The organism is Streptococcus sp. HMSC070B10 (assembly GCF_001808665.1).
GTDB lineage: Bacteria > Bacillota > Bacilli > Lactobacillales > Streptococcaceae > Streptococcus.
On sequence record NZ_KV794152.1, the window covers coordinates 146050 to 159340 of the forward strand.

Annotated in this window: 14 protein-coding genes and 1 pseudogene; 10 read left to right on the forward strand and 5 right to left on the reverse strand. The window is 40.3% G+C overall.

All coding sequences use genetic code 11. The annotated features are described in order from the left end of the window. The 4 genes and pseudogenes from HMPREF2613_RS11690 to HMPREF2613_RS02290 form a co-directional block, all read left to right on the forward strand. Positions 1-355 (forward strand): annotated as a pseudogene (locus tag HMPREF2613_RS11690) (hypothetical protein); the annotation flags it as partial. Positions 356-945: 590 nt separating this feature from the next. Continuing rightward, positions 946-1863, forward strand: coding sequence for a glycine--tRNA ligase subunit alpha (glyQ, locus tag HMPREF2613_RS02280; protein WP_000038733.1), 918 nt, complete (start codon positions 946-948; stop codon positions 1861-1863). A gap of 211 nt (positions 1864-2074) precedes the next feature. Next, positions 2075-4111: a glycine--tRNA ligase subunit beta gene (glyS, locus tag HMPREF2613_RS02285; RefSeq protein WP_070478666.1), complete on the forward strand. Its 2037-nt coding sequence runs from the start codon at positions 2075-2077 to the stop codon at positions 4109-4111. Between the two features lie 43 nt (positions 4112-4154). Continuing rightward, entirely contained in the window at positions 4155-4412 is a 258-nt protein-coding gene (locus tag HMPREF2613_RS02290; RefSeq protein WP_049492208.1) for a DUF896 family protein, read from the forward strand. A 113-nt stretch (positions 4413-4525) separates the two neighbouring features. Here HMPREF2613_RS02290 and HMPREF2613_RS02295 read toward each other — a convergent pair whose 3' ends face one another. Genes HMPREF2613_RS02295 through HMPREF2613_RS02305 form a run of 3 tightly spaced genes read right to left on the reverse strand, consistent with a single transcriptional unit; the run spans position 4526 to position 7371 of the window. Then, positions 4526-5764: an NAD(P)H-dependent oxidoreductase gene (locus tag HMPREF2613_RS02295; protein ID WP_070478668.1), complete on the reverse strand. Its 1239-nt coding sequence runs from the start codon at positions 5762-5764 to the stop codon at positions 4526-4528. An 18-nt stretch (positions 5765-5782) separates the two neighbouring features. Beyond that, the gene (locus tag HMPREF2613_RS02300; protein WP_020903507.1) at positions 5783-6388 is read right to left on the reverse strand and encodes an NADPH-dependent FMN reductase; all 606 of its coding nucleotides are present in this window, start codon (positions 6386-6388) and stop codon (positions 5783-5785) included. A gap of 59 nt (positions 6389-6447) precedes the next feature. Further along, positions 6448-7371 (reverse strand): FAD:protein FMN transferase, encoded by a 924-nt coding sequence (locus HMPREF2613_RS02305; protein ID WP_070478671.1) that lies wholly within the window; start codon positions 7369-7371, stop codon positions 6448-6450. A gap of 308 nt (positions 7372-7679) precedes the next feature. On the opposite strand from HMPREF2613_RS02305, the gene nox reads away from it, so the two are divergent. The 3 genes from nox to pdxT all read left to right on the forward strand — a co-directional run bounded on the left by nox (position 7680) and on the right by pdxT (position 10670). Next, a complete protein-coding gene (gene nox / locus HMPREF2613_RS02310) occupies positions 7680-9059 on the forward strand; it encodes a H2O-forming NADH oxidase (RefSeq protein WP_024057824.1) in 1380 nt (459 codons plus the stop codon). Between the two features lie 153 nt (positions 9060-9212). Continuing rightward, positions 9213-10088: a pyridoxal 5'-phosphate synthase lyase subunit PdxS gene (gene pdxS / locus HMPREF2613_RS02315; protein WP_000138517.1), complete on the forward strand. Its 876-nt coding sequence runs from the start codon at positions 9213-9215 to the stop codon at positions 10086-10088. Then, positions 10089-10670, forward strand: a complete 582-nt coding sequence (gene pdxT / locus HMPREF2613_RS02320) for a pyridoxal 5'-phosphate synthase glutaminase subunit PdxT (protein WP_070478674.1) — start codon at positions 10089-10091, stop codon at positions 10668-10670. 20 nt (positions 10671-10690) lie between these two features. Here pdxT and HMPREF2613_RS02325 read toward each other — a convergent pair whose 3' ends face one another. Continuing rightward, the gene (locus HMPREF2613_RS02325) at positions 10691-11338 is read right to left on the reverse strand and encodes a PAQR family membrane homeostasis protein TrhA (protein ID WP_049492196.1); all 648 of its coding nucleotides are present in this window, start codon (positions 11336-11338) and stop codon (positions 10691-10693) included. Further along, entirely contained in the window at positions 11338-11781 is a 444-nt protein-coding gene (locus HMPREF2613_RS02330) for a DUF1836 domain-containing protein (protein WP_045607173.1), read from the reverse strand. Before HMPREF2613_RS02330 ends, HMPREF2613_RS02325 begins: the two co-directional genes overlap by 1 nt. 134 nt (positions 11782-11915) lie before the next feature. Here HMPREF2613_RS02330 and HMPREF2613_RS02335 point away from each other — a divergent pair, with 134 nt between their 5' ends. Genes HMPREF2613_RS02335 through HMPREF2613_RS02345 form a run of 3 tightly spaced genes read left to right on the forward strand, consistent with a single transcriptional unit; the run spans position 11916 to position 13288 of the window. Beyond that, positions 11916-12410, forward strand: coding sequence for a GNAT family N-acetyltransferase (locus HMPREF2613_RS02335; protein WP_045607171.1), 495 nt, complete (start codon positions 11916-11918; stop codon positions 12408-12410). Continuing rightward, positions 12410-12919, forward strand: coding sequence for a methylated-DNA--[protein]-cysteine S-methyltransferase (locus HMPREF2613_RS02340; protein WP_049492194.1), 510 nt, complete (start codon positions 12410-12412; stop codon positions 12917-12919). The genes HMPREF2613_RS02335 and HMPREF2613_RS02340 overlap by 1 nt, the downstream gene beginning before the upstream one ends. A 12-nt stretch (positions 12920-12931) precedes the next feature. Continuing rightward, positions 12932-13288 (forward strand): arsenate reductase family protein, encoded by a 357-nt coding sequence (locus HMPREF2613_RS02345; protein ID WP_045607167.1) that lies wholly within the window; start codon positions 12932-12934, stop codon positions 13286-13288. Positions 13289-13291: the final 3 nt, after the last annotated feature.

Genomic DNA, 13291 nt, shown 5'->3' on the forward strand with positions numbered 1-13291 from the left:
TAAACCAGTTGTAACGATTAAACCAGTTATTCCAACTAAACCAGTTTCTCAAGTGAAACCTGTTAAATTAGTAAGTCACAATAGACAAGTCTCAACTATCAAGCCTTCAATTAGCAATGATAAAATTGAGAAAGCTACATCAATTGCAATACATCATTCCAATATAGAAGCTAAGCATGAGAATAAAACACTAGCTGGAAGTAGTCAACAAGTGCTTTTAGCTACAGTCAACAAAGAAGGAAAACAATTACCAGCCACTGGTGAGAATAACATGATTTCTATTATTCTAAGTATTTCAGGAATTTCTCTCTTATTGTCAGTTATCGGACTTGCAACTTTTTCAAAAAGTGAGTAGAGAATACAATACATCTTTCTATAGTTTTTGATTTACAGTATGTTACAATTCTGATATAATAGTCATCAGGAAAGAAAGTCTTATGGCGTTCTTCAAGCGAGCTTGGAATAGTGGGAGCCAAGTGGGACAAAATAAAGAGCTGGCGCTTTCTGTAGTATTTTCAAAAACAATGAAGTAATAAATTAGGGTGGAACCGCGTTTCTGACGCCCCTAGTCGCAAGGCTTGGGTGTTGAAATTCGGTTCTTTTTGATTTTGAACCTGAGTCTTCTTTCAAGAAAATCAGTCTGTGATTTTCTATACAGTCCTACTGCTTTAGGTCTGTTTAAGCTAGAAGCAGTACTAACTCGTCTTTCCTCGTAAAATCGACGAGGCAGACTCGTGTCGCAAGTAATTTATAGAAAAAGGAGTAAATAATGTCTAAAAAATTGACTTTCCACTGCATCAGTGGCAGAGACCTCCTTACAGTCGGACTGCCCCACGCTCAGCACTAGAGTGCCTGAGCTAGACGCAGTACTAACTCGTCTTGCCTCGTATAATCAACAAGGCAGACTCGTGTCGCAAAAAATCATTTTTTATTAAGGAGTATTCAATGTCTAAAAAATTAACATTTCAAGAAATTATTTTGACTTTGCAACAATTTTGGAATGACCAAGGTTGTATGCTTATGCAGGCTTATGACAATGAAAAAGGTGCGGGAACCATGAGTCCGTACACTTTCCTTCGTGCTATCGGACCTGAGCCATGGAATGCAGCGTATGTAGAGCCATCACGTCGTCCTGCTGACGGTCGTTACGGAGAAAATCCTAACCGTCTTTACCAACACCACCAATTCCAGGTGGTCATGAAGCCATCTCCATCAAACATCCAAGAACTTTACCTTGAGTCTTTGGAAAAATTGGGAATCAATCCTTTGGAACATGATATTCGTTTCGTTGAGGACAACTGGGAAAACCCATCAACTGGTTCAGCTGGTCTTGGTTGGGAAGTTTGGCTTGATGGGATGGAAATCACTCAATTTACTTATTTCCAACAAGTCGGTGGACTGGCAACTGGCCCTGTGACAGCTGAAGTTACCTATGGTTTGGAACGCTTAGCTTCTTATATTCAGGAAGTGGATTCTGTCTATGATATTGAATGGGCTGATGGTGTAAAATACGGAGAAATCTTCATCCAGCCTGAGTACGAACACTCAAAATATTCATTTGAAATTTCGGATCAAGAAATGTTGCTTGAAAACTTTGATAAGTTTGAAAAAGAAGCTGGTCGCGCCTTGGAAGAAGGATTGGTACACCCTGCCTATGACTATGTTCTCAAATGTTCACATACCTTTAACTTGCTTGATGCACGTGGTGCCGTATCTGTAACAGAGCGCGCAGGCTATATCGCTCGTATTCGTAACCTAGCCCGTGTCGTAGCTAAAACCTTTGTCGCAGAACGCAAACGCCTAGGCTATCCACTTTTGGATGAAGCAACACGAGCTAAACTCTTAGCAGAAGACGCAGAATAAAGAGAGTGACAAATTACGAAAATGGGCGAACAGAGTGAGCCCTGAGCCAGTTGCCGTAGTGATGAAGGTATCCTTAGTGAAACTAAGGATACTAGGCAAAATTGGAGACTTTTGGCTCCAATTTTAGCAATGAAACAACGAAGTTGGTTGCTTGCGTGCCAATCACATAAGGCAAACTGGAAAATAAAAAGATATTTTTCGGAGAAAAAACATGACAAAAAACTTATTAGTAGAACTCGGTCTTGAAGAATTACCAGCCTATGTTGTCACACCAAGTGAAAAACAACTAGGCGAAAAAATGGCAGCCTTCCTCAAGGAAAACCGCCTGTCTTTTGAAGCCGTTCAAACCTTCTCAACACCACGTCGTTTGGCTGTTCGTGTGACTGGTCTAGCAGACAAACAGGCTGATTTGACAGAAGATTTCAAGGGTCCAGCAAAGAAAATTGCCTTGGATAGTGATGGGAACTTCACCAAAGCTGCTCAAGGATTTGTCCGTGGAAAAGGCTTGACTGTTGAAGATATCGAATTCCGTGAAATTAAGGGTGAAGAATATGTCTATGTCACTAAGGAAGAAATTGGTCAAGCAGTTGAAGCCATTGTTCCTGGTGTTGTGGATGTCTTGAAGTCCTTGACTTTCCCTGTCAGCATGCACTGGGCTAACAACATTTTTGAATATATCCGCCCTGTTCACACTTTAACTGTTCTTTTAGATGAAGAAGAGTTTGATTTGGATTTCCTTGATATCAAGGGAGGTCGTGTGAGCCGTGGTCATCGTTTCTTGGGGAAAGAAACCAAAATTCAGTCAGCTTTGAGCTATGAAGAAGATCTTCGTAAGCAGTTTGTAATTGCAGATCCACGTGAACGTGAGCAAATGATTGTTGACCAAATTAAGGCAATCGAGGAGAAAAATGGTGTACGTATCGAAATTGATGCGGATTTGCTGAACGAAGTCTTGAACTTGGTTGAATACCCAACTGCCTTTATGGGAAGTTTTGATGCCAAATATCTTGAAGTTCCAGAAGAAGTTTTGGTGACTTCGATGAAAGAGCACCAACGTTACTTTGTTGTTCGTGATCAAGATGGTAAACTCTTGCCAAACTTCATTTCTGTTCGTAACGGAAACGCAGAGTATTTGGAAAATGTCATCAAAGGAAATGAAAAAGTTTTGGTAGCTCGTTTGGAAGACGGTGAATTCTTCTGGCGTGAAGACCAAAAATTGGTGATTTCAGATCTTGTTGAAAAATTAAACAATGTCACTTTCCACGAGAAGATTGGTTCCCTTCGTGAACACATGATTCGTACGGGTCAAATCGCTGTACTTTTGGCAGAAAAAGCAGGTTTATCAGCTGATGAAACAGTTGACTTAGCCCGTGCAGCTGCTATTTACAAGTTTGACTTGTTGACAGGTATGGTTGGCGAATTTGACGAGCTCCAAGGCATTATGGGTGAGAAATATGCCTTTCTTGCTGGGGAAACTCCAGCAGTGGCAGCTGCTATTCGTGAACACTACATGCCTACATCAGCCGAAGGAGAACTTCCAGAGAGCAAGGTTGGAGCCATTCTAGCTATTGCAGACAAATTGGATACGATTTTGAGTTTCTTCTCAGTAGGCTTGATTCCATCAGGTTCTAATGACCCTTATGCCCTTCGTCGTGCGACTCAAGGTGTGGTTCGTATCTTGGATGCCTTTGGTTGGCACATTGCTATGGATGAGCTGATTGATAGCCTTTATGCTTTGAAATTTGACAGCTTGACTTATGAAAATAAGACAGAGGTTATGGACTTTATCAAGGCTCGTGTTGATAAGATGATGGGCTCTACTCCAAAAGATATCAAGGATGCCGTTCTTGCAGGATCAAACTTTGTTGTGGCGGATATGTTGAAAGCGGCAAGTGCTCTCGTAGAAGCAAGCAAGGAAGAAGACTTCAAACCATCTGTTGAATCACTTTCACGTGCCTTTAACTTGGCTGAGAAGGCAGAAGGATCCGACACGGTTGATCCAGCTCTCTTTGAAAATGAAGAAGAGAAAGCCTTGGCAGAAGCGGTAGAAACACTCGTTTTATCAGGATCTGCAAGTCAGCAATTGAAACAGCTCTTTGCGCTTAGTCCAGTTATTGATGCTTTCTTTGAAAATACTATGGTTATGGCCGAAGATCAGGCTGTCCGTCAAAATCGTTTGGCAATCTTGTCTCATTTAACTCAAAAAGCAGCTAAACTTGCACGTTTTAACCAAATCAATACCAAATAAAAATCTGTTAAACGGATTAAATCTTATCATAAAGGAGAGAAATATGGATCCTAAAAAAATTGATCGTATTAACGAGCTTGCCAAAAAGAAAAAAACAGAAGGCTTGACACCAGAAGAAAAAGTGGAACAAGCTAAACTACGTGAGGAGTACATCGAAGGTTATCGTCGCTCTGTTCGTCACCACATTGAGGGAATCAAAATTGTGGACGAAGAAGGAAACGATGTTACACCAGAAAAACTACGCCAAGTTCAACGTGAAAAAGGATTACATGGTCGTAGTCTCGATGATCCAAATTCATAATAAGTATTCTTTCTTTTAACAAAGATAGATGAAATAATAACTAAAAAACTAGCAGACAAAAACTGCTAGTCTTTTTTTTGCTAAAAAAGGAACCAAGATGGTTCCTAAAATGATTAGTTACTTGCTCCAGATGTAGCGTCAGCGCCACTACCGTGACCTCCAGCATCACCTGCATCAGAAGCTCCAGATGTGGCATCTGCTCCGCCATGTCCTCCAGCAGGAGCTGCAGCATTTCCACCAACTAGACGTTGACCAGTTGTATTGAGGTACCAGTCAAGCCATGGTTGGAAATTAAAGATAATTTCATTAATTCCAGCATATGAACCATCTGGGTAGTACATTGCTTGGTAATTATGGGTATTAATAACACCTTCAGGTGTTCCTGGCACAATTGTACGGACATATTCTTGATCCCCGTTACGCAATACGCCGACAACCCATTCAACGTTTTTCATTCTAGAATCTGGCAATGTACCGTGTACTGTTCCTAATCTATTTCCTGATTGAGCACGGACACGTTTACCAAACATTGTATCTGGGTCTTGGTGTGCGTTATTAAAGTACAAGAATTGATTATTATCATCTGCAAATGTCAATTCAAATGGCATTGCTTTCAAGAACATGTCAAGTTGGTTAACTGTCAAGATACCGTGGTCTAATTTAACGTAAGTATCTCCAGAAACAGCTCCAACAAGTTCAGCAGCTTTTTCTACCCATTCAGGATCATCTGGATCAACACCTTGGATAGTAGTTGCAATTGAATTTGTACAATATAAATCTTCTGGCTCAATTGGTTTTGGTTTTTTCAATTTTGAAACGACTCCCACATATTTTACAAAGTTGTCCAAGCATGTTTCAAGGAAATTAACAGTTCCTTCATTCGTGATATTTCCATTAACATCAAAAGCTTCTTTAGCTTTACCAAGAAGGAATTCATTTCCTGGAAGAGTGTAGGCATTGACACCTGGAGCGTCAAGAATCTTACGAAGGTGAACTTGGGCACGAGAAGTACCTTGGTCGTAGTAAGAAGCTCCCACAATCATGACTGGTTTGTTTTCAAATGGATGAACCTCGTATGAAAGCCATTCAAGAACTGATTTAAGAGAAGCTGAGATTGTGTGGTTGTGCTCAGGAGTAGCAATAATGACACCATCAGCACGCGTAATTCTGTTATACAAGAGACGCAATTGGAAGCTTTCGTCCCATTTTTCGTCTTGGTTAAACATTGGAACTTCATCAATTTCGAGAACTTCTAATTCAAATTTGAGTTTGAAGTGACGACGGATGAATTCCAAGAGTTTACGGTTATATGATTGATCGTAGTTTGATCCTACAAGTCCAACAAATTTCATTCTTTTTGGTCTCCTATCTTACAAATTTTCCCAGTCAAAGTCTTCAGCATCTTTGCGAAGTAGGGCTTGTGCGTTGCGCAATTTTTCTGTAATTTTTACAAAGATACGGAAGTCGTCAAAAGTGGCATCTAATTTTTTGATAACATCAAGATCCACTAGAACTCCACTTGGATTGAAGGCTTGAAGAGAATGTGAAAGCAAGAATTCATCTGGAAGGACACTTGCTTTGATTTCTGGGGCATTCAAGATTTGGCGAAGTTGTAATTGGGCACGTGATGAACCAAGCGTACCATATGAAGCACCTGTAATCATGATTGGTTTGTTCAAAAGTGGATAGATACCATAAGACAACCAAGCAAGAGCGCTCATCAAAACAGCTGGGATAGAGTGGTCATACTCAGGAGTACCAATAATAACGCCATCTGCCTCTTCAATTTTAGCAGCAATTTCTAAAATTTCAGCAGGTACTTGCTTGTCAGCTGGTTTGTTGAAGACAGGAATGTCTTTAATTTCAACAAGTTCAATTTCAGCTTTTTCAGCAAAGTGTTTTTGCATGTATTGAAGCAATTGGCGGTTTGTAGAACGTTTTGAATTTGTTCCAACAATAGCAATAAGTTTTAACATGAGATTTCCTTTCTCTTTTTACATAATACAATTTTAAAACTCCATTGAAACATTTGTTTCTATAGAGTAGGAATTCCTGAAGAACAGCTTAGGTGACCTTCCTTATCGATGAGGATAGCTTCGATGCCCTCCAAACTTTCGACTTGCCAGAGGATAGAAGCAGGTCTTTCTCCAAATAGACGAGTTGTCCAGATTTCACCATCAACTGATTTATCAGAGATGATTGTCAGACTAGCTAGTTCCGTTTCAACAGGATATCCTGTTTGACTGTCAAAAATATGATGATAATCTTTTCCATCGACTGTCAGGTGACGTTCATAAATGCCTGAAGTCACGACAGATTGATTGACAACAGGGATGGTCATTAAGTGATTTCCCCGAGGATTGGCTGGGTCTTGAATCCCGATTTGCCAAGGCTGATTTGCTCTTGCCTGATTTTTTCCAATAGTCAGGATATTCCCTCCCAGATTGATCAAGGCAGATGTCACTCCCTCTTCTCTAAGAAATTGGGCAACTTTATCCGCACTATAACCCTTGGCTAAACAACCAAGATCGATCTTCATTCCTTTTTGTTTTAAAAACACAGTGGAAGTGGACGAATCTAACTCGATAGAATGAGGATTGATTAAAGGGAGAATTGATTCGATTTCTTGGGGTTGGGCCACTTTGGCATCTGAAAAACCGATACGCCAGGTTTGAATCAAGGGACCAATGCTGATGTTGAGATGACTAGAGGGCGCTAGGCTATGCTCTAATCCAAGTGAAATCAATTCAAACAAATCAGGATGAACTTTGACTGGAGCTATTCCAGCTTGATAATTGATTTCCATCAACTCAGATTCTTGACTATTGGCATTGAAGCGGTATTCAAGCTCTTTGAGCAAATCAAAGGATTTTTGGAGCAAGCTATCGGCTCGCTCATCTACTAATGAAATAGTGATAGTAGTCCCCATTAGCCGTTCGGAATGTGAACTAAGAGGCAAGCTACCAACTCCTTTCTTTTATGAAAAGAAGGCTGAAATATAGTAAATTTATATTAAATTTAACCCCTTACATTTTCTTTTCATGATACTAGCATACCATAAAGTCAGCGTTTTCACAAATAAAATTTGTAAACTTGTCAAGAAATATGCTCAGAAAATAAAGAGTAATTGTAAGAAAGACTGATAAAATACAGATTATTTACATTTTTTTACAAAAAAAACGGGAAAATTAGCAAAACTCTTGTAAACGCTAACAGTAAATGTTATACTAGAGGGGTAAATTTAAAATTGAAGGTAGGAATTTTTCTATGAGTAAAATCGTTGTAGTTGGTGCTAACCACGCTGGTACAGCATGTATTAATACTATGTTGGATAATTTTGGAAATGAGAACGAAATCGTTGTATTTGACCAAAACTCTAACATTTCTTTCCTAGGATGTGGAATGGCCCTCTGGATTGGTGAACAAATTGACGGTGCTGAAGGCTTGTTCTATTCTGATAAAGAAAAATTGGAAGCTAAAGGTGCTAAGGTATACATGAATTCACCAGTTCTTTCAATAGACTATGATAACAAAGTAGTTACAGCGGAAGTTGAAGGAAAAGAGCACAAAGAATCATATGAAAAATTGATTTTCGCTACAGGTTCTACACCAATCTTGCCACCAATCGAAGGTGTTGAAATTGTTAAAGGAAATCGCGAATTTAAAGCAACTCTTGAAAATGTACAATTCGTTAAATTGTACCAAAACGCTGAAGAAGTGATTCACAAATTGTCTGATAAGAGTCAACACCTTGATCGTATCGCCGTTGTTGGTGGTGGTTATATCGGTGTTGAACTTGCTGAAGCCTTTGAACGTCTTGGAAAAGAAGTTGTCCTTGTTGATATCGTTGATACTGTTTTGAACGGTTACTATGACAAAGATTTCACACAAATGATGGCGAAGAACTTGGAAGACCACAACATCCGCTTGGCGCTTGGTCAAACTGTTAAAGCAATCGAGGGTGACGGTAAAGTTGAACGCTTGATTACTGATAAAGAAACTTTTGATGTGGATATGGTTATCCTTGCAGTTGGTTTCCGTCCAAACACAGCCCTTGCTGATGGAAAAATTGAACTATTCCGTAACGGTGCCTTCCTTGTAGACAAAAAACAAGAAACATCTATCCCAGGCGTTTACGCAGTAGGTGACTGTGCGACTGTTTATGACAACGCTCGTAAAGACACTAGCTACATCGCGCTTGCTTCAAACGCTGTTCGTACTGGTATCGTTGGTGCATATAACGCATGTGGACATGAATTGGAAGGAATCGGTGTTCAAGGATCAAACGGTATCTCAATCTACGGTCTTCACATGGTTTCAACTGGTTTGACTCTTGAAAAAGCGAAAGCTGCTGGTTACAATGCAACTGAAACAGGCTTTAACGATCTTCAAAAACCAGAATTTATGAAGCATGACAACCATGAAGTTGCCATCAAGATTGTCTTTGACAAAGATAGCCGTGAAATTCTTGGTGCACAAATGGTTTCACACGATTCTGCAATCAGCATGGGAATCCACATGTTCTCACTTGCTATCCAAGAGCATGTGACAATTGATAAATTGGCATTGACAGACCTATTCTTCTTGCCACACTTCAACAAACCATACAACTACATCACAATGGCTGCCCTTACAGCTGAAAAATAAAATTTGATGAACTATCTGGCCTTAAGCTAAGGTCAGATAGTTTTTTTAGCCAATCTGTACCCACACAATTACGTTTTTTTTATCTTGTACTTCATTTTAATCTAACTTAAAATGAAATGGTAGCTACCAATATAAATAATGAGGATAAAATAAATGACTGAAAATCGTTATGAACTAAATAAAAACTTGGCACAGATGCTCAAAGGTGGGGTTATCATGGACGTTCAGAATCCTGAACAGGCCCGCATTGCAGAGGCCGCTGGTGCGGCTGCTGTTATGGCCTTGGAGCGGATTCCAGCTGATATCCGTGCAGCTGGTGGTGTTTCCCGTATGAGTGATCCAAAGATGATTAAGGAAATCCAAGAAGCGGTTAGTATTCCAGTAATGGCCAAGGTCAGAATCGGGCATTTTGTTGAGGCACAGATTTTAGAGGCTATTGAGATTGACTATATTGATGAGAGCGAAGTTTTATCTCCAGCTGACGACCGTTTCCATGTGGATAAGAAAGAATTCCAAGTTCCTTTTGTCTGTGGGGCTAAGGATTTGGGTGAAGCCTTGCGTCGTATCGCTGAAGGTGCTTCTATGATTCGTACCAAAGGAGAACCAGGGACAGGAGACATTGTTCAAGCTGTTCGTCATATGCGTATGATGAATCAGGAAATTCGCCGTATTCAAAACTTACGAGAGGACGAACTTTATGTTGCTGCTAAGGACTTGCAAGTACCTGTAGAATTGGTTCAATACGTCCATGAGCATGGAAAATTGCCAGTTGTAAACTTTGCGGCTGGAGGCGTTGCAACGCCAGCTGATGCTGCATTGATGATGCAATTAGGGGCAGAGGGTGTTTTTGTCGGTTCAGGTATTTTTAAGTCAGGAGATCCTGTTAAACGAGCGAGTGCCATTGTCAAAGCGGTAACTAATTTCCGAAATCCTCAAATCTTGGCTCAAATCTCTGAAGATTTAGGAGAAGCCATGGTTGGTATCAATGAAAATGAGATCCAAATCCTCATGGCTGAGCGAGGAAAATAGATGAAAATTGGAATATTGGCCTTGCAAGGTGCCTTTGCAGAACATGCAAAAGTGCTAGATCAATTAGGTGTCGAGAGTGTTGAAATCAGAAATCTAGATGATTTTCAGAAACATCAGAGTGATTTGTCGGGATTGATATTACCTGGTGGAGAATCTACAACCATGGGCAAGCTCTTACGTGAGCAGGACATGCTGATTCCCATTCGAGAAGCCATTCTATCTGGCTTACCAGTGTTTGGGACCTGTGCAGGTTTAATTTTGCTGGCTAAGGAAATTACTTCTCAGGAAGAGAGTCATCTAGGAACTATGGATATGGTAGTCGAGCGCAATGCCTATGGGCGCCAACTAGGAAGTTTCTATACGGAAGCAGAATGTAAGGGAGTTGGCAAGATTCCAATGACCTTTATTCGTGGTCCGATTATCAGCAGTGTTGGAGAGGGTGTAGAAATTCTAGCAACAGTTGATAATCAAATCGTTGCAGCCCAAGAAAAAAATATGTTGGTAACTTCTTTTCATCCAGAATTGACTGATGATGTGCGCTTGCACCAGTACTTTATCAATATGTGTAAAGAAAAAAGTTGAGACTGAGTTTCTCAACTTTTTTACATGTAATAAACAATGGCGATGTATTGGAGTGCGGACGCAGCTAGGATAAAGAGATGCCAAATCATGTGGAAATAAGGTTTTTTCTTGGCGTAAAATCCAGCTCCAACTGTATAACAAAGTCCACCAGTTACCATGAGACTCCAGAAAATTGGCGTCGTTTGACTGATAATGGCAGGAATGATTGCTAGTACCAACCAGCCCATAATCAGGTAAAGAGCAAGGCTAAATTTCTCATTGACTTTTTTAGCAAAGATTTTATAGAGAATACCAAAGATAGTCGTTCCCCACTGAATGGCAATAATCAGATAACCAAACCAGTTATTCATTAAGGTTAAGACGACGGGCGTGTAAGAACCTGCGATAGCCACATAAATCATCGAATGGTCGATGATCCGCAAGACGTATTTGTGGGTTGAACCATAGGCCATAGAGTGGTAAATGGTGGATGATAGGAACATGAGAAAGAGACTAATAATGAAAATGGAAACGCCGATAGATGATAAAAATCCGTGTGCCTCATAACTATAGGTGGATGAAATGGGGAGTAAGATGAGCATGATGACTGCACCTACAGCATGGGTCACACTATTAGCAATCTCCTCTCCGAAACTGAGTTGTTTGCTGAGATTTAGGCTTGTATTCATTAGATTTCCTCCTCTTGAGTATGATGGATTAAGGCTAGAGTTTGATGATAGAGTTTAACGGTTTGGCAGCTACTTTGGATAATGGGGTTAGCTGGATCAACTCCTTGGTTCATGTAGTCCACAAAAGCATCGTAGAGTTGCTCTGAACTTGCTTGACTTTGTAGAGTATTAAGTGTCTGGGCTATTTCTTGAATAGAGAATACCGACTTGAGGGTTGTGATAGCAATCAGACGGGCAATCTGTTGGCGTTGGTATTTTTTCTTGTCAGGCTTTGTCAGGTAACCATGTTTCACATAATTATTGACCATAGATGCTGTCAGGCCCTTGTCTTTATCAGGAGAAATAGGGGCGCAGACCTGATTGACATAGAGCAAAACCTGGTCCAGATAGAGGTCGATGTTTGGAATTTCTGCCCATTTGGGGTAGGAAAAGGTAGTTTTCATTTTCAACTCCTTTTTATCTAGTTTTAATAACTAGATTATAAAATAACAAAAACAGAAAGTCAAGTTTTAACTGCTTGTAGAAAGACTTAAATTATGCTATGATGGGAGAAACTAGTCAGAAATGAGGAGAAAAGATGGAGATTCGTTTAGCTTTTCCAAATGAAGTAGATGCCATCATGCAGGTGATGGAAGATGCTAAAAAATATTTAGCAGATGCTGGTAGTGACCAGTGGCAAAATGGCTATCCAAATGCTGATATTATTATTGAAGATATTATCTCGGGTCAAGCCTACGTAGCCTTGGAAGAGGGAGAACTACTAGCTTATGCAGCTGTGACCAAGAGTCCAGAGGCAGCCTATGAAGCCATTTATGAAGGCAACTGGCAAGCTGGAGAGTCAGAGTACCTGGTCTTTCACCGTATTGCTGTGGCAGCAGATGTCCAGGGACAGGGAGTTGCTCAAACCTTTTTAGAGGGCTTGATTGAAGGTTTTGACTATCTTGATTTTCGCTCAGATACGCATGCTGAAAACAAAGCTATGCAACATATTTTTGAAAAACTTGGTTTTAAACAGGTTGGTAAAGTGCCTGTTGATGGCGAACGCTTGGCCTATCAAAAATTAAAGAAATAATGCAAAAGAAGTACGCAAAAATGTTCTATTCTTCGCCAATAGGAACCTTGTCTTTGGTTGCCGACGAGCAATATCTGTATGGCGTTTGGGTGCAGGAGCAGAAGCATTTTGAGAGGGGACTAGTAGATGAGACGATAGAAGCAGTTGTTAGTCATCCCATTTTAGACCCAGTTATTGCTTGCTTAGATGCTTACTTTAAAGGCAAGCCTCAGGATTTATCCGACTTGCCTTTGGCTCCAATCGGAACGGATTTTGAAAAGCGAGTTTGGTCCTATTTACAGAGAATTCCTTATGGTCAGACAGTGACCTATGGACAAATAGCCCAAGACCTGCAAGTGGCCTCTGCTCAAGCAATTGGTGGAGCAGTGGGACGCAATCCTTGGTCTATCCTAGTACCTTGTCATCGTGTGTTAGGAGCAGGTAAGCGTCTGACAGGGTATGCTGCAGGAGTGGAAAAGAAAGCTTGGCTCTTGGAGCATGAAGAAGCAGATTTTAAAGATATAAAATAGAAAGTGAAAGATATGTTAGAATTTATCGAATATCCAAAATGTTCAACTTGTAAAAAAGCAAAACAAGAATTAAACCAACTCGGTGTGGACTACAAAGCTGTTCATATCGTCGAAGAAACACCTAGCCAAGAAGTCATTTTAAACTGGCTAGAAACCTCGGGTTTTGAGTTGAAGCAATTTTTCAACACCAGTGGAATCAAATACCGTGAATTGGGGCTGAAAGATAAGGTAGGAAGTCTGTCAAACCAAGAAGCAGCTGAGTTGCTAGCAAGTGACGGTATGTTGTTAAAACGCCCCATTTTAGTAGAAAATGGAATTGTTAAGCAAATCGGTTATCGAAAACCTTATGAAGAATTGGGACTGAAATAGTTT